A 16,823-nucleotide genomic window follows, 5' to 3' on the forward strand; every position below is an offset into this window, starting at 1 on the left:
CGTGGAACGGCCGGTTCATGGGACACTGGAGGATCAGATATGCGGTATGTCCTGCGCTGGCCCCTGCCCAGTGAACGGAGCTGCCGCGTGAATGCCGACAGTTAGGACCCTGCGTGTCTCCCATGGCCCGCACCGCACCGGTGCCCGCCGCAACAGATCCGGCCATCATCCGGAACTTCTGCATCATCGCCCACATCGACCACGGCAAGTCCACCCTGGCCGACCGCATGTTGCAGTTCACCGGCGTCGTTCAGCAGCGCGACATGAAGGCCCAGTATCTGGACCGCATGGACATCGAGCGTGAGCGCGGCATCACCATCAAGTCCCAGGCCGTCCGGATGCCGTGGGAAGTCGAAGGCACCGCCTACGCCTTAAACATGATCGACACCCCCGGCCACGTGGACTTCACGTACGAGGTGTCCCGTTCCCTCGCGGCCTGTGAAGGTGCCGTGCTCCTGGTGGATGCCGCCCAGGGCATCGAGGCGCAGACCCTGGCCAATTTGTACCTGGCCATGGAGAACGATCTCACCATAATTCCGGTCCTGAACAAGATCGACCTTCCGGCCGCCCAGCCGGAGAAGTACGCCGAGGAACTGGCGAACCTCATTGGCGGCGACCCGGAGGATGTGCTCAAGGTTTCCGGCAAGACCGGCGTGGGCGTCGAGGCCCTGCTGGACAGGATTGTCCGCGACATCCCCAACCCCGTGGGCAACGCGCAGGCACCTGCCCGCGCCATGATTTTCGACTCTGTCTATGACACCTACCGCGGCGTCGTGACGTACGTGCGGGTTGTTGACGGCCAGTTGAGCCCCCGGGAACGCATCCAGATGATGTCGACCAAGGCGAGCCACGAACTCCTGGAGATCGGTGTCAGCTCTCCTGAGCCGGTCCCGTCCAAGGGGTTGGGCGTCGGTGAAGTGGGCTACCTGATCACCGGCGTCAAGGATGTCCGCCAGTCGAAGGTGGGCGATACCGTCACCAACCTTGCCAAGCCGGCAACGGAAATCCTGGGCGGCTACCAGGACCCCAAGCCCATGGTGTTCTCCGGCCTCTACCCGTTGGATGGAACGGACTACCCCAATCTTCGCGAGGCCTTGGACAAGCTCAAGCTCAACGACGCCGCCCTGGTTTACGAGCCGGAAACGTCCGCGGCCCTCGGCTTCGGGTTCCGTGTCGGGTTCCTCGGCCTGCTGCACTTGGAGATTGTCCGGGAGCGCCTTGAACGCGAATTCAACCTGGATCTCATCTCGACGGCACCGAACGTCGTCTACGAAGTAACCCTCGAAGACAAGTCCATTGCCACAGTGACCAACCCTTCGGAGTTCCCCACCGGGAAGGTCAGCGAGGTCCGCGAACCGATGGTGGCGGCCACCATCCTGGCTCCCAACGAATTCGTGGGTGCCATCATGGAGCTCTGCCAGAACAGGCGCGGCCAGATGCGGGGCATGGACTATCTGTCCGAGGACCGCGTCGAGATGCGCTATTGGATCCCCCTGGCTGAAATTGTGTTCGACTTCTTCGACCAGTTGAAGTCCAAGACCCGTGGCTATGCATCCTTGGACTGGAAGGCCGACGGCGAACAGGTTGCCGACTTGGTGAAGGTGGACATCCTGCTGCAGGGTGAACAGGTGGACGCGTTCAGCGCCATCACGCACCGCGACAAGGCCTACGCCTACGGTGTGATGATGACCGGTAAGCTCCGTGAACTCATTCCCAGGCAGCAGTTCGAGGTTCCCATCCAGGCCGCGATCGGTTCCCGGATCATTGCCCGCGAAAACATCCGGGCCATCCGCAAGGACGTCCTGGCCAAGTGCTACGGCGGCGACATCACCCGTAAGCGCAAGCTGCTCGAGAAGCAAAAAGAAGGAAAGAAGCGCATGAAGATGGTGGGCCGTGTGGAAGTTCCGCAGGAGGCCTTCATTGCTGCCCTTACCACGGACGAATCGAAGGACAAGGCAAAGAAGTAGATGCCCAGCGTCCTGCCCCTGGGCGACCCCGCACCTGCGGACGGCGTGCTGCCTCCGCAGGTGCTGGACGGAATCGGACAGCGCGCGTTCGGCCTGTACGTCCACATTCCCTTCTGCGCGGTCCGCTGCGGTTACTGCGATTTCAACACCTACACCGCCACCGAACTGGGTGGCGGCGCGTCGCAGGATGCCTACGCCGGCACGGCCGTTGCCGAGGTGGATTTCGCGGTCCGCGCGCTGGAGGCTTCCGGCGTGCCATCCCGGCCCCTCAGCACCGTCTTCTTCGGTGGTGGCACCCCTACACTGCTCCCGGCGGAAGACCTGGCACGGATCCTGCGTGCCGCCGTCGGGCGCTGGGGACTTGAGCCGGACGCAGAGGTGACCACCGAGGCGAACCCTGATTCCGTCACGCCCGAGTCCCTCCAAGTGCTCGCGGATGCCGGGTTTACCCGGGTGTCTTTCGGCATGCAGTCCGCTGTGCCGCACGTCCTCAAGGTCCTTGACCGCACCCACACCCCCAGCAGGGTCCCGCTGGTTGTCCAATGGGCACGCGAGGCCGGCTTGGCCGTGAGCCTGGATCTGATTTACGGCACCCCGGGCGAATCGATGGATGACTGGCGGCTGTCCTTGGAAACCGCGCTCTCCTACAACCCGGACCACATCAGCGCCTACGCGTTGATCGTTGAGGACGGCACCAAGCTGGCGGCCCAGATCCGCCGTGGCGAGGTCCCGGGGATTGACGACGACGACCACGCGGCAAAGTACGAGCTCGCCGAGCAGCTGATTTCGGCGGCGGGCCTCACCTGGTACGAGGTCAGCAACTGGGCCAGGACTCCCGAACAGGCCTGCCGCCATAACCTCGCCTATTGGCGGGGCGACGACTGGTGGGGCATCGGCCCCGGCGCCCACTCCCACGTTGGCGGCGTCCGGTGGTGGAACGTCAAGCACCCCACCGCCTACGCTTCACGGCTGGCAGCGGGAACGTCGCCTGCTGCGGGCAGGGAAACCCTCGACGCCGGTACACGGGAGGTGGAGCGCATCATGCTTGAGGCGCGGCTCGGTTCGGGATTGGACGTGGATGCCTTGGACAAGGTAGGCCGGCACGCCATGGCCGGGCTGATTGCCGATGGCCTGGTGGATCCCGTTGCCGCCTTCAAGGGTCGTTTGGTGCTGACCCTCAAGGGCCGCTTGTTGGCGGACGCCGTGGTGCGCAGGATCCTGCCGGACTGACCGGCCCGGGCGCTATTTGATCCAGCGCAGGTTGAAGCGGTAGCGGTGGGGTTGGCCGTGGTTGACGCGGATGCCTGCGGAAACGGAGAAACACGTCAGGGCCACCCAGATGGCTGTTGCGATGACCGCGAAGATGTTGCCCACAACCGGCAGCAGGACCAGGATGTTCGCCAGGACAGCGGCAATGGTGGGTGGAAGCGTGAAGTTCAGGGCTTCCTTGGACTCCTGCGCCGTGAACGGGCCGCGCTCCCGGAAGATCAAATAGATCAGCAAGGACGGAAGGCAGCCGAGGATTCCGCCGAAGTGCGCCAAGGTGGCCCACTGCCGGTCTTCGCTTGCCGTGAGGGGCAGTGCATTCGCAGGTGCACCATGGTACTGGGGCTGGCCTGCGGCCCTGCCCTGTTCTTCTGGAGCGTTCTCTGCCACGGTGTCTTCCCTTTGCTGTAAAAATGCGGTGTTGCTGTCCCAGAATACTGGGTCCGGACTCCCTGCAGGGACCATCCGCCCCTGAAACGGGCAGGTGTCCCGGCTCAGGGGGCGGTCAGGAAGTCGATGACTTCCTCCACGCGCCCAAGGAGGGAGGCTTCCAGGTCCGCGTAGGTCCGTACTGCCCCCAGCAACCGCTGCCAGCCGAGCCCGATGTCCTCCGCCGTTTCGTGCGGCCAGCCGAAGGCCCGCAGGATTCCCGTCTTCCAGTCCGTGCCGCGCGGCACGTCAGGCCACTGTTCGATGCCCAGTACCTTGGGGCGGATCGCCTGCCACACATCGACGTAGGGGTGTCCCACGATCAACACGTTTCCCGCGGCTCCCGGTACCTGCATGGCCTCGGCCGCAATGCGGGACTCCTTCGAACCGGCCACCAAGTGGTCCACCAGGATACCGAGCTTGCGCTGCGGACCGGGTCCGAAGGCGGCGATGGCGGACCGGAGGTCGTCCACGCCATGGAGCGGCTCCACGACGATGCCTTCCACCCGAAGGTCGTCACCCCAAACCTTTTCCACGAGTTCGGCGTCGTGCTTGCCTTCCACCCAGATCCGGCTGGCCTTTGCCACTTGTGCGCGTTGGCCTTGGACTTTGACAGAGCCCGACGCCGTCCTGCCGGGCTGTACAGCGCCGGCCGGCTGCCGGGCGGCCGGAGGGAGCAGGCGGATCGCCTGGCCGTCCAGGAGGAAACCGAACCCCAGCTGGAAGGACCGGGTCTTGCCCCGGCGGTCCTCCAGCGACACGATGTGCATTCCGCCCGACTTCTCGACCCGGACGACCTCACCCACCCAACCGGATTGGACGTCTTCCAGGACCATCCCGCGCTGGACAGGCACTTCGGGAAGCTTCTGTTTGACGGGTGCGGAAAGGTCCTGCGGACCCCAAGTGTCGAAAGCCAAGGACTTCATACCTCTTCGCGCTGGGTTTGATGGGCCGGTAATGGGTGGAGACGGCTCCACGGAGGTCATCCGCGGGCGTTTTCAATGCTAGCAACGGGGTGGCCCATACTAGACTTGTTAGCACTTAGGCATGTTGAGTGCTAAAAGCAATGGTGAATCCGGGTCCATCCCACGCTGGGCAGCCCGGATTCGGAGCGTCGACAGGAGGTGTTGCACATGAGTGAGCCACGCAAGCTGGAAGTGTTGCGTGCCATCGTCGAGGATTACGTGCACTCACGGGAACCTGTCGGCTCCAAGGCGCTGGTGGAGAGGCACCACCTCGGCGTATCAAGTGCCACCATCAGGAATGACATGGCCGTCCTTGAAGAGGAAGGCCTCATCGCCGCCCCGCACACCAGCGCGGGCCGTATTCCCACGGACAAGGGCTACAGGTTGTTCGTGGACCGGATCTCCCAGGTGAAGCCGCTTTCGGCCGCCGAGCGCCGGGCCATCCATTCCTTGCTTGAAGGCCCCGACGATCTTGACGACATCCTGGAGCGGACAGTACGGCTCCTGTCGCAGTTGACCAACCAGGTGGCAGTGGTGCAGTACCCGCACTCCAAGCGGGCCTTGGTCCGGCATGTGGAGTTCGTGCTGCTGGCACCCAAGCAGGTGCTGGTGGTCCTGATCGCGGACACCGGCAGCGTGGGACAGAAAGTCATCGACGCCGGAACCGAGGTCACCAACGAGTCGTTGCTGGCCCTGCGGGCAAGGTTCCTGGGCAGCATTGCCGGCACCCCGCTGGAGCTGTTGCCGCAGGTGCTGCCCTCCGTTGTGGCCCTGTGCCGGCCGGAGCTTCGCGGGGTGGCGCAGGTCCTCGCCGCCGGACTCCAGTCCCTCAGCGATACCAGCCGCGAAGAGCGCATCCTGATGGCGGGCACGGCCAACCTGGCCCGCTCCAACGTGGACTTCCCCTTGAGCATCGGCCCGGTACTCGAGGCCCTTGAGGAACAAGTCGTGATGCTTCGGTTGTTGTCGGACATGGGCGATGATCCGCGAGGGGTCACCGTGAGCATTGGCCGGGAGAACCCGTACGACGGGCTGTCCGAGGCTTCAGTGGTCGCGACGGGTTACGGCTCCGGTGCCAAGGTAGGCATCCTGGGGCCCACCCGGATGGACTATCCCACCACCATGGCCGCTGTGCGCGCCGTGGCCCGTTACCTTTCCCGTATTCTCGGCGGCTGACACCAGCCACCGACGCAAGAACCGCAGGACAACAAGGAAGAGATACTGACTTTGAGCAGCCACTATGACGTTTTGGGAGTCTCCCCGGAAGCCACCGGAGAAGAGATCAAAAAGGCGTACCGCAAGTTGGCGCGAAAACTGCACCCGGACGTGAACCCGGGCGAGGATGTCGCTGAGCAGTTCAAGGCCGTGACGCACGCTTACGAAGTGTTGTCCGACCCGCAGAAACGCCGCGTGTACGACGCCACCGGCAATGAGAACGGAACCGACAACGGTTTCGGTGGCGGCTACTCCGGGCAGGGCTTTGCCTTCCAGGACATCTTCGATACGTTCTTTGGCGGTGGCGGCGGGGGACACGCAGGTCCTGCCTCCCGTGTCCGGCGCGGCCAGGATGCCCTCATCAGCGTCCGCATCGACCTCAAGGACGCAGTCTTCGGCGTCAACAAGAAGCTCGAAGTCGACACGGCGGTTGTCTGCCCCACCTGTGATGGCAGCTGCTGCCGTCCCGGAACACACCCTGAACGCTGCGACATCTGTGGTGGCAGCGGCCAGGTCCAGCGGGCAGTGCGCTCCATCCTCGGCCAGGTCATGACCACGGCTCCGTGTGGGTCCTGCGAAGGCTTCGGCACCATCATCAAGGACCCCTGCAACGAATGCAGCGGCCAGGGCCGCATCCGCAGCCGCCGCTCGCTGACCATCAAGGTGCCCGCGGGCGTGGCAACGGGAACGCGTATCCAGCTGTCCGGCCAGGGTGAGGCGGGCCCTGCCGGAGGCCCTGCAGGCGACCTTTACGTCGAGATCCGCGTCAACAGCGATTCCACGTACATCCGCGAAGGCGACGACCTCCACGCAACGCTGAGCGTGCCGATGACTGCAGCCGCCCTGGGAACGGAACTGACCCTGGAGACCTTCGATGGCCCCCAGGAAATCGACGTTAAAGCGGGCACACAGTCGGGTGAAATCATTACCCTCCGCGGTTTGGGCGTCACCCATCTTCGTGGCTACGGCCGCGGAGACCTCAAGGTGCACTTGCACGTTGAGACGCCGGTCAAGCTGGATGCCGCGCAGGAAGACCTGCTGAGGCAGCTTGCGAAGTTGCGCGGAGAGCAGTTCACGGAAGGCAAGCTCGTAGCCAGTGGCGGCATGTTCGCCAAGCTCCGGGACAAGCTCGGTAACCTGTAGCGGTGAGCAACCCCGTCTTCTTCACCCCGGCCGGAAGCCTGGACGGCCTGGGGCCGGGTTCCGTGTTCATCCTCGAGGGTCCGGAAGCCCGCCACGCCGTGACAGTGAAGCGGTTGGCCGTCGGCGAATCCGTGGACCTCGCGGACGGGTCCGGCGCCCGGCTCACCGGCAAGGTGTCCGACGCCGGCCAAGGCTCGCTGTCGGTGACGGCAACGGACGTGGTCTTCGAGGACCAACCATCGGTGCGGCTGGTGCTGGTCCAGGCACTGGCCAAGGGTGACCGGGACGAGCTCGCCATCGAGACCGCCACGGAACTCGGCATCGACGCTGTCATACCCTGGCAGGCGGAACGTTCCATCGTGCGGTGGAAGGGCGACCGTGCAGCCAAGGCCCATGCAAAGTGGCAGTCAGTGGTCACCGCCGCTGCCAAGCAGGCCCGGCGCGCCTGGATTCCCGAGGTCAGGTCCATCGTGGACTCCGCATCGCTGGCCAAGGCAGTGGCTGGGGCAGACGTGGCCGTCATCCTGCATGAGGATGCAAAGAACGGGCTACGGTCCGTGTTGGAAGGTGCGGCCCAACTGGCCGGTGCCGGCCCCGACGCGCCCCGTGAAGTCCTGCTGATCGTTGGACCGGAGGGTGGCATCTCGCCGCGCGAAGTGACGCGCCTTAGCGATGCGGGTGCGGTGACGGCTCTGTTGGGCCACCATGTCCTGAGGTCATCGACGGCCGGGCCTGCCGCCGTCGTGCTGGCGAGCGATGTCCTGGGGCGCTGGCAGGAGGCCTGACACCGGAGTCGTCAGTTGACGTTGAAGAGCCTGGTGTCCAGCGTCGATTCATCGGCCTGCCCGGAACTGTCTACCTGGGTCACGCGGAGTTCATAGCGGCCGGGCTTCAGCGTAGCGCTGAAGGTGAAGACGCCGAATTGTCCCGGTTCGCCGGTGGATTTCACCTGGCCGGTGAGCAGGCTGGTCCTGTTGCCGCCGTTGTCCTGCAGGATTTGCCAGTTCACCGGCTTGGAGCTGTCCGTGCTGCGCCCGTTGAACTTGACGGCGCCAGCCGGCAACGTGGTGTCCTCCTGGGGATCGATGATCCACAGGGGAGCCACCATTGAGGCATCCCTGGCCATGGGTTGGCCGAGTTTCACTTGGCCGAAGGCCATGAAGTCGGTGTGTCCATCCACCAGGATGACCACCTGGATCTGTTGCCCGGAATTGATCAGCCCGGATGACGAGGCAGCGGCAGTGGCTGTGTAGACCAACTGTTGGACTGCCCGTTGGGCCATGCCGGCGTCCAGGTTCGAGTTGAAGGCGTCCCGCGAAATGTCCACGGTGATGACGTTCTTGCCGGAGATCGATGTGGCGAGGCTGCCGGGTTCCTGCCAGGGGGTGAAGAAATCGTGGTCCAGTGGCTTCTCGGCCATCATGATGCGCAAGGCCGTGGTGACGGGATTCTCGTCGCCGGAGATGTCCCGGAACTCACGGTAAAGGTAGACGTTGTCCTTGCTGCGCCCGATCCAATAGACCGGGATCTTGGTGGAGGCCTGGGTGGTCTCCAACGGCGCGTTGCTCGCCGGGGCGTCCTGCACGCTGATGGCCGGGCTCGAGGTGGGCGCGGTGGTGCCGCCGTTGGCGATGCAGCCGGTCAGGAAAAGGACGACAGCCATCGCAGGCGCGGCAACAGCGGATTTTGTCCGCTTGCGGGCGCCTTGCTGTGGGGTGGCTGACTGCGTGATGTGGGGTTTCCTTGCCTTGCTTCCGCCGGAGTGGTGTCCGTTCCTGCACGGGCGGACTTTTCACCCCGCCTTGCCAGCTTGGCACACGTCCGACGGCGGCTGACCGGGTTTTGCCGGACCGGCACCAACTGAAACAGGATTGATACCGGCTTGATGCCGAGTTGAGATAAACAGTTAACGGCGCGGCGGCCGCGTCCCGCTCTTGGCATGGTGGTGGCGTGCCAGTTCGGACGGCCGCCTGCTGGCGTAGGATTGAAGGCATTCCGGCATATGGCCGGACCACGGTGGGCCCGGCGGCTGACCGGGGAAAAGACGAGAATCAACCGGAGGAGAACAGGCCGTACGGCCAGCACTATGAGTGAATCCCTGAATGGGCGGCTGCGGACCGGCAACGGGAACCCGGCGGCTACAGAGTTCCCGCACACCTTGCCGGGCACGCGCACGGAAATCGTCACGTTCGACAATTCAGACCAGATGGTTCACTCGCTGGGCAGCCATGACGAAGCCCTGCGTTACATCGAGGACCAGTTCCCGGACGTCAACTTCCATGTACGGGGCAACGAGTTGTCCATGTCCGGTCCCTCCGCGGTGATCCCGAGGATCATGCGGCTTCTGGAAGAAGTGCGCGGACTCGTCGCCAAGGGCACCACCGTCACTCCGGACATCCTGCAGCAGCTTGTCTCGTTGCTAAGGGCGCAATCCGTCCAGAACCCTGTTGACGTCCTGACGCACAACATCCTGTCCAGCCGGGGCAAGACCATCCGCCCCAAGACGCTGAACCAGAAGAACTACGTGGACGCCATCGATGAGAACACCGTGATTTTCGGCATCGGTCCGGCCGGTACGGGTAAGACGTACCTGGCCATGGCAAAGGCCGTCCAGGCCCTGCAAAACAAGGAAGTCAGCCGGATCATCCTGACGCGTCCGGCAGTGGAAGCAGGGGAGCGGCTGGGCTTCCTTCCCGGCACCCTCAGCGACAAGATCGATCCCTACCTCCGTCCGCTGTACGACGCTTTGCACGACATGATGGACCCCGAGTCGATTCCCCGCCTCATGGCAGCCGGCACCATCGAAGTCGCCCCGCTGGCCTACATGCGTGGCCGGACGCTCAACGACGCCTTCATCATCCTGGACGAGGCGCAAAACACCACTCCGGAGCAGATGAAGATGTTCCTGACGCGACTTGGTTTCGGTTCCAAGATGGTAGTGACGGGAGACGTGACCCAGATCGACCTTCCGTTCGGGGCAACGTCCGGCCTGCGGATCGTCAGGGAGATCCTGACGGGCATCGATGACGTCAACTTCTCGATCCTGGAGGCGGCCGACGTCGTCAGGCACCGCCTCGTGGCAGACATTGTTTCTGCGTACAGCAAATGGGACGACGCCCACCGCCCGGCGACAGCGGGCACCCAGCACAAACGCGGAGAACACAAATGAGCATTGAGGTCAACAACGAATCCGGCGTGGAGGTGGACGAAGCCCAGCTGGTCACGTTGTCGCGCTTCATCTTCGAGCGCCTGTACATCCACCCCCAGGCTGAGTTGTCCATCTTGTTGGTGGACGAGGCGGCCATGGAGAAACTCCACATCGAACTCATGGATGAGCCAGGGGCCACGGATGTGCTGTCCGTGCCGATGGACGAGCTGACGCCGGGCACTCCGGACCGGCCCACACCCCAGGGCATGCTCGGCGACATTGCCATTTGCCCGCAGGTGGCCGAAGTCCAGGCGCGCAACGCGGGACACCCCACGCAGGACGAGATGCTGCTGCTGACCACCCACGGGATCCTGCACCTGCTCGGCTTCGACCACGCCGAGCCGGACGAGAAGGAAGAAATGTTCGGCTTGCAGCGCGAACTGCTGTCTGAGTTCCTGGGCAAGGATGCCCCCATGGAGACCATGCAGTGACCTCGCTCCTCCTGGTCGGCATGGCGCTGGTCTTCCTGAGCTTTGTCGCCCTCCTGACGGCGGCCGAGGCCGCCTTCAATTTCCTGCCCCGGCACGAAGCTGAGCAATCCGTGCACCGAAGCAAGGGCAAAGCGCTGGGGAGCATCCTCAAGAACCCCGTGGCGCACATCCGGGCGCTGCGGTTTTGGCGCGTGTGGTTCGAAATGGCAGCCGCGGTGGCGGTCGCCGTCGTACTTCACAGCCTCTTGGACAACGTATGGCTCGCCGGGCTGGCAGCCACCGGCATCATGGCGGTCATAGGTTTTGTCCTGGTAGGGGTTTCGCCGCGGCAGCTGGGCAGGGCGCACTCAGGTCCGGTGGTGCGGTTCACGGCACCGCTGATCCGGTTCCTGTGCTGGATCCTGGGACCGATTCCCGGGTGGCTCGTTGCCCTGGGCAGCGCGGTGGCACCCGGCGCGCCGGGCGGCGACGATGCTTTCGTCAGCGAGGAAGAGTTCCGGGAATTCGTGGACCGCGCGGCCGAGTCGGACATGATCGAGGACAACGAGGCCGAACTCATCCACTCGGTGTTCGACTTTGGGGATACCTTGGTGCGGTCGGTCATGGTTCCCCGAACGGACATCGTCAGCATCGGTACCGGTTCCGGGCTGGAAGCGGCAATGGCCCTGTTTCTTCGCTCCGGCTATTCGAGGATCCCGGTCATCGGCGAGAACACCGACCAGATCCGTGGCATCCTCTACCTCAAGGACGTTGCGGCGGCGCTCCACCGCAACGAGCACGGACTGCAGCCGCACGACGTCGATTCGCTGGCACGCGAGGCCCGGTACGTTCCGGAGTCCAAGCCGGTCAGCGACCTCCTGAAGGAACTCCAGCAGGAGTCGACGCACGTAGCCATCGTGATCGACGAGTACGGCGGCACGGCCGGCCTGGTGACCCTCGAAGACCTCATCGAGGAAATCGTCGGGGAAATCGTGGACGAGTACGACGCCGCGGCGGAAGAAGCTGTTGACCTGGGCGACGGGACCTACCGTGTCAGCGCCCGCATGAGCATCGACGATCTTGGCGAACTCTTCGACATGGACCTCGACGACGACGAGGTGGACACGGTGGGTGGCCTCCTGGCGAAGGCGCTGGGCCAGGTCCCGATCGTGGGAAGTGCAGTGGAGGTGAACGGGGTGTCGCTCAGGGCCGATAGGCTTGAGGGTCGGCGAAACCGGGTCAGCCACATCATTGCGGCAGCAATGCCAAAAGAAGAAACTGACCTTGAAGACCTTCTCGACGAGGCCGGCACAACGCAACAGGGAGTTCCACGTGAGCAAGCAAAATAAGAAATTCGACGCCGAGGACGCATTCGGCGGCTTCCACGCCGGTTTCTCCGTCCTGGTTGGCCGACCCAACGCCGGCAAGTCCACCTTGACCAATGCCTTGGTGGGGCAGAAGGTGGCCATTACGTCTGCCAAACCCCAGACCACGCGGCACACGATCCGCGGCATCGTGCACCGGGAAGAGGCCCAGCTCATCCTCGTGGATACTCCGGGACTCCACCGTCCGCGCACCCTGCTGGGCAAGCGGCTCAACGAACTCGTGGCCGATACCCTGGCAGAAGTTGATGCCATTGGTTTCTGCCTCCCCGCGAACGAGAAGATCGGCCCCGGAGACAAATACATCGCAGCCCAATTGGCGGGAGTGGGCCGCAAGCCCATCGTGGCGATCGTGACAAAGACGGACCTGGTGGACCGGCAGGCCCTGACTGAGCAACTGCTCGCCGTCGCCGAACTCGGCAGGGAAGTCCTCGGAGACCAAGGGTGGGCGGACATTGTCCCCGTTTCGGCCGCCGATGGATTTCAGGTCAACACGGTGGCCGATGTCCTCATCGGGCACATGCCGCCGTCTCCGCCGCTCTACCCGGACGGCGAACTGACCGACGAACCTGAAGCAGTCATGATTGCCGAACTGATCCGCGAGGCGGCACTCGAAGGCGTCCGCGACGAACTTCCGCACTCGTTGGCCGTGGTGGTTGAGGAAATTGTTCCCCGTGAGGGCCGGACCGAGGACAACCCCTTGCTGGATGTCCGCGTCAATCTTTACGTGGAGCGTCCGTCGCAGAAGGCCATCATCATCGGCAAAGGCGGAAGCCGGTTGCGCGAGGTGGGCACCAACGCACGCAAGGGCATCGAAACGCTGCTGGGCACCCGCATCTACCTGGATTTGCATGTCAAAGTAGCCAAAGACTGGCAGCGGGACCCCAAGCAATTGGTGAAGCTGGGCTTCTGATTGGCTCCACGCATCGGCGTGGTCCGGGGATGGATAAGCAAGTTCACAGAAACGGCCACTATGATTGCGGAGATTCACCTGTTTGAGGAAAGGTAACCGAATAGTGCGACGTCGTGAAGCCCACGCCCAGGGCACCGGCACCGCTGCTCCCGGTGAGGCGCGCCATGGTGGGGGTCCGGAAGGAACTCCGCGCCACATGAACGCGCCCAAGGGGCTGCCCGTGTGGCTGAAAATCGTCACCGGAGTGGTTTCCCTGGCTTTGGTGGCCGGCGTAGCTTTCGCGGCATTCTGGTTCATCCGGCTCCAGAGCAACATCACCAAGGCGCCGCTGAGCGCCGGCGACGAACGGGTTTCCGGCGACGCCACAGTCAACGACAAGTCGGACAGGCTCCAGATCCTCATCCTGGGATCCGATACCCGCGACGGCAAGAACGCGCAATACGGCACGTCCGAGGATTCCACGGGCTACGGCCACTCGGACGTCATGATGTTGCTGGACATCTCGGCCGACAACAAGCGGGTCAGCGTCATGAGCTTCCCGCGTGACCTGCTGGTGGACGTCCCGCAATGCACCGACCACACCAACAACCAGACCTTCCCCGCGCGCAGCGGCGTCATGATCAATGCCGCCATGGCGGAAGCCGGGATCGGTTGCGCAGTGGATACCATCAACAAGCTCACGGGCCTCACCGTGGACCACTTCATGATGGCGGACTTCAACGCGGTCAAGGAGTTGTCCAAGGCCGTTGGCGGCGTGGACGTGTGTGTCAGCGACCCCGTCTTCGACCCCGACTCCGGCCTTCGCCTGGCCAAGGGCAACTCGCAGGTGGAAGGTGAGCAGGCTTTGGCCTTCCTCCGTACGCGCCATGCCTTCGGCGACGGCGGCGACCTTGGCCGCATCAAGGGGCAGCAGGCCTTCCTTTCCTCCCTGACCCGTAAGTTGAAATCAGAAGGCACCCTGGGCAACCCGCAGCGCCTGCTGCAGATTGCCGACGTGGTGACGCAGAACCTCACAGTGGACGAAGGCCTGGCATCAGTCCCCACGTTGCTGACCATCGGCGGGCGGTTGAAGGACATCGATGTCTCCAAGGTGGCGTTTGTCTCTGTCCCCACGCAGCCGGCGGCCATTGACCCCAACAGGCTTGAATTGGTGGAACCCCAGGCCTCGCAACTCTTCGCTGCGCTCCGCGCGGACCTTGACCTGACCAACCCGGGAGCTACGTCGAGTCCCTCGGCAACACCTTCCGCGACGGACACTGCGTCGGCCGCACCCACAACGGTTGCGCCTCCTGTGCCGGCATACAACAAGGCCATCCAGCCTGTTTCCGTGGCCAATGGCAGTGGCGTGGGTACCCGGGCCCAGGAAATCATGTCCGTCCTGACCGGCAACGGATTCACCCAGGCAGTGTCCTACCTGGCCAACCCGGTGGAACAGACGGTGGTGTACTACGGTGCAGACTTCGCTGACGTGGCTACGGATGTGGCGGCACTCTTCGGTATCCCTGCGACCCAGGTCAAACAAGCCGCGGGCGTTTCCGGAGTCCAGGTTTACGTAGGTACGGACTTTGCAAGCGGTACGGCGTATGGTGCGGCTTCGGTTCCCACGGATGTGGTGAACCAGACGGCCAAGGATGCCGTGTGCCAGCAAGTGAACCCCCTCTACATCACCCAGTGACTCTCCGGAGTTAAAGAACAGTGGCCGGTTCCCTTGGCGGGTCCCGGCCACTGTGCTTTGTTGACGGTTACCAGATGCTGACGCGCTCTCCGGGTTCCATCCACATAGTGTCCTGCTCCTGGACATCGAAGGCTTCATGGAAGGCGTTGAGGTTCCGGGCGATCGCGTTGGTCCGGAATTCGTTGGGGGAGTGCGGATCCGTGGCGAGGCGTCGGACGGCTTCCTCGGCGCGGATCACTTGGCGCCATCCTGCAGCCCAGGACATGAAGAAGCGCTGCTGCCCGGTGAAGCCATCGATCACCTCCGGCTCGGCACCATCGAGGCTGAGGAGGTAGGCCTTGTAGGCGATGGTGAGTCCGCCAAGGTCGCCGATGTTTTCGCCCAACGTGAGTTTGCCGTTCACCTTGTGGTCCGGTGCTGCGTATGGAGACAGGGCATCGTACTGGGCAACCAGCTTGGCGGTGCGGGTCTCGAAGGCTGCGCGGTCTTCTTCGGTCCACCAGTTGCGCAGGGCGCCACTGCCGTCGAACTGGGACCCCTGATCGTCAAAACCGTGGCCGATCTCGTGGCCGATCACTGCACCGATGCCGCCGTAGTTCACGGCGTCGTCGGCGTCCGCGTTGAAGAACGGTGGCTGCAGGATGGCTGCGGGGAAGACGATTTCGTTGAGCATCGGGTGGTAGTAGGCGTTGACCGTCTGCGGTGTCATGAGCCACTTGTTGAGGTCCACCGGCTCGCCGATTTCATCCAGGTGGCGGTCGATGTCTGCGTCGTGGGCGCGCTCCACATTGCCCAGGAGGTCATGGGGATCGATCTCAACGGCGGAGTAGTCGATCCACTTCTCGGGGAAGCCGATCTTGGGGCGGAAGGCTTCCAGTTTCTTCAGGGCCTCCGCCTTGGTGGCTTCGCCCATCCACTCAAGGGAGGAAATGCTGGCGCGGTAGGCCTCGATCAGGTTTGAAACCAGGGTCTGCATCCGTGCTTTGTGGCCTTGCGGGAAGTGCCGTTCAACGTAGATCTGGCCCACTGCTTCACCCAAGGCTGACTCCACCACCGCCACGCCACGCTTCCAGCGTTCCTTGTTTTGCGGAGTGCCGCTAAGCGTCGTGCCGTAGAAGTCGAAGTTTGCATCTACGAACTCAGCGGACAGGTAGGGTGCAGCCGAGCTGAGGACACGAAGGGTGAGCCATTCCTTCCACGTCCCAAGGTCGGCCGACTCCAGCAGTCCGGCGGCGCCGGCAAAGAAGTCGGGAGTGCTGACCACTATTTCCGTGCGTTTCCCTTCGTCAATGCGGGCTGCCTCGAACCATGTATTGAGCAGGGGGAAGAGGTCGGCCGCCTCTTTCGCGGTCTTGAGGTTATAGGTTTTCTGCGGGTCCCGCAGCGTGACGTTGTCCCAGTGGTGGGCGGCGAGAGACGTCTCCAGGCCAACGATCCGGCCTGCGGCCTCTTCGGCATCCGGCACGCCGGCCAGGCTGAAGAGCTTCGAAATGTACTCACCGTAGGCGGTGACGATGGGAGCGAATTTCTGGTCACGGTAGTAGGACTCGTCCGGCAGGCCCAGGCCGCCTTGGCTGATGTACAGCAGGATGCGCTCGGGATTGCCGGCATCCGGGGCGGGGTAGATGCCGAAGAGGCCGGAGACATCGGAGCGGAACAACCGTCCGATCAGGGCAACGAGGTCACTGGTGGAGGACACCGCGCGGACATCCTCCAGCCGGCCGCGAACGGGGTCGAGGCCCTTGGCCTCAGCGGCCGCCTCGTCCATGAAGCTTGCGTAGAGTCCGCCAATTTTCCGTTCGACGCCGGTCGCGGCCTCACCCTTGCCCGCAGCTTCTTCGATGATCGCCTTTACTGCCAGTTCCGCTTCGTCGCGCAGGGCGGTAAAAGTGCCTTCCAACGGGCGGTCGTCGGGAATGGTTGTGCTGTTAAGCCAGGCTCCGTTGACGTGCTGGTAAAGATCGTCCTGCGGCCGGACGTTGTGATCGATGTTGGAAAGAGTGATCCCCGACTGTGGCACTGTGGCTCCTTGGATGGACGCTGCAGCCGGCGTTGCCACCGTCGCTGCGTCTGCATAGTGGACGTTGCATTGGGTGTTGCAATGTCATCATACGCACCGTGTTACTGTGAACTTGTGCGTGCGGAGATGCTTCTTCTTAGCTGCCGCGGCGAGGCCTGATAGCTGATTGAAAGCTGGGCCATCCTCGCCGCGGAGTTTCGGTGTGCCCGGCTAAGCTTTCACTTAGTTCT

The 16,823-nt window shown here is 63.7% G+C and carries 14 protein-coding genes; 10 read left to right on the top strand and 4 right to left on the bottom strand.

Annotated features, from left to right (window positions below):
* Positions 1-113: 113 nt before the first annotated feature.
* Together lepA and hemW are read left to right on the top strand one after the other, a co-directional pair.
* Positions 114-1,967 (top strand): translation elongation factor 4, encoded by a 1,854-nt coding sequence (lepA, locus tag ACH488_RS00930; protein WP_397321672.1) that lies wholly within the window; start codon positions 114-116, stop codon positions 1,965-1,967.
* Positions 1,968-3,197 (top strand): radical SAM family heme chaperone HemW, encoded by a 1,230-nt coding sequence (gene hemW, locus ACH488_RS00935; protein WP_397321673.1) that lies wholly within the window; start codon positions 1,968-1,970, stop codon positions 3,195-3,197.
* A 12-nt stretch (positions 3,198-3,209) separates the two neighbouring features.
* Here the strand turns inward: hemW and ACH488_RS00940 are convergent, their stop codons facing one another.
* Both ACH488_RS00940 and ACH488_RS00945 read right to left on the bottom strand, forming a co-directional pair.
* Complete coding sequence (locus ACH488_RS00940; RefSeq protein ID WP_387437228.1) at positions 3,210-3,623, bottom strand: DUF4870 domain-containing protein; 414 nt, start codon at positions 3,621-3,623, stop codon at positions 3,210-3,212.
* 104 nt (positions 3,624-3,727) lie between these two features.
* Complete coding sequence (locus tag ACH488_RS00945; protein WP_397321674.1) at positions 3,728-4,579, bottom strand: DUF3097 domain-containing protein; 852 nt, start codon at positions 4,577-4,579, stop codon at positions 3,728-3,730.
* A gap of 216 nt (positions 4,580-4,795) precedes the next feature.
* On the opposite strand from ACH488_RS00945, the gene hrcA reads away from it, so the two are divergent.
* The 3 genes from hrcA to ACH488_RS00960 are packed head-to-tail and all read left to right on the top strand — an operon-like array spanning position 4,796 to position 7,770.
* Positions 4,796-5,803: a heat-inducible transcriptional repressor HrcA gene (gene hrcA, locus ACH488_RS00950; protein WP_397321675.1), complete on the top strand. Its 1,008-nt coding sequence runs from the start codon at positions 4,796-4,798 to the stop codon at positions 5,801-5,803.
* 51 nt (positions 5,804-5,854) lie between these two features.
* Complete coding sequence (gene dnaJ, locus ACH488_RS00955) at positions 5,855-6,985, top strand: molecular chaperone DnaJ (protein ID WP_397321676.1); 1,131 nt, start codon at positions 5,855-5,857, stop codon at positions 6,983-6,985.
* Positions 6,986-6,987: 2 nt separating this feature from the next.
* Positions 6,988-7,770: a 16S rRNA (uracil(1498)-N(3))-methyltransferase gene (locus ACH488_RS00960; RefSeq protein ID WP_397321677.1), complete on the top strand. Its 783-nt coding sequence runs from the start codon at positions 6,988-6,990 to the stop codon at positions 7,768-7,770.
* A gap of 11 nt (positions 7,771-7,781) precedes the next feature.
* On the opposite strand, the gene ACH488_RS00965 is transcribed toward ACH488_RS00960, so the two are convergent.
* Entirely contained in the window at positions 7,782-8,648 is an 867-nt protein-coding gene (locus tag ACH488_RS00965) for a GerMN domain-containing protein (protein ID WP_397321678.1), read from the bottom strand.
* A 423-nt stretch (positions 8,649-9,071) separates the two neighbouring features.
* On the opposite strand from ACH488_RS00965, the gene ACH488_RS00970 reads away from it, so the two are divergent.
* From ACH488_RS00970 to ACH488_RS00990, 5 genes are all read left to right on the top strand, one after another.
* Positions 9,072-10,154, top strand: coding sequence for a PhoH family protein (locus ACH488_RS00970; protein ID WP_397321679.1), 1,083 nt, complete (start codon positions 9,072-9,074; stop codon positions 10,152-10,154).
* Positions 10,151-10,624 carry an rRNA maturation RNase YbeY gene (gene ybeY / locus ACH488_RS00975; RefSeq protein ID WP_397321680.1) on the top strand — a complete coding sequence of 158 codons (474 nt, stop codon included), beginning with the start codon at positions 10,151-10,153 and terminating at the stop codon, positions 10,622-10,624. The genes ACH488_RS00970 and ybeY overlap by 4 nt, the downstream gene beginning before the upstream one ends.
* Complete coding sequence (locus ACH488_RS00980) at positions 10,621-11,952, top strand: hemolysin family protein (protein WP_397321681.1); 1,332 nt, start codon at positions 10,621-10,623, stop codon at positions 11,950-11,952. The genes ybeY and ACH488_RS00980 overlap by 4 nt, the downstream gene beginning before the upstream one ends.
* Positions 11,936-12,898: a GTPase Era gene (era, locus tag ACH488_RS00985; protein ID WP_397321682.1), complete on the top strand. Its 963-nt coding sequence runs from the start codon at positions 11,936-11,938 to the stop codon at positions 12,896-12,898. Before ACH488_RS00980 ends, era begins: the two co-directional genes overlap by 17 nt.
* A gap of 196 nt (positions 12,899-13,094) precedes the next feature.
* Positions 13,095-14,573 (top strand): LCP family protein, encoded by a 1,479-nt coding sequence (locus tag ACH488_RS00990; protein WP_397321683.1) that lies wholly within the window; start codon positions 13,095-13,097, stop codon positions 14,571-14,573.
* Positions 14,574-14,640: 67 nt separating this feature from the next.
* On the opposite strand, the gene ACH488_RS00995 is transcribed toward ACH488_RS00990, so the two are convergent.
* Entirely contained in the window at positions 14,641-16,593 is a 1,953-nt protein-coding gene (locus ACH488_RS00995) for a M13 family metallopeptidase (protein ID WP_397321684.1), read from the bottom strand.
* Positions 16,594-16,823 lie beyond the last annotated feature (230 nt).

The sequence above is a fragment of the Paenarthrobacter sp. NPDC018779 genome (genome assembly GCF_044391085.1).
Taxonomy (GTDB): Bacteria; Actinomycetota; Actinomycetes; order Actinomycetales; family Micrococcaceae; genus Arthrobacter.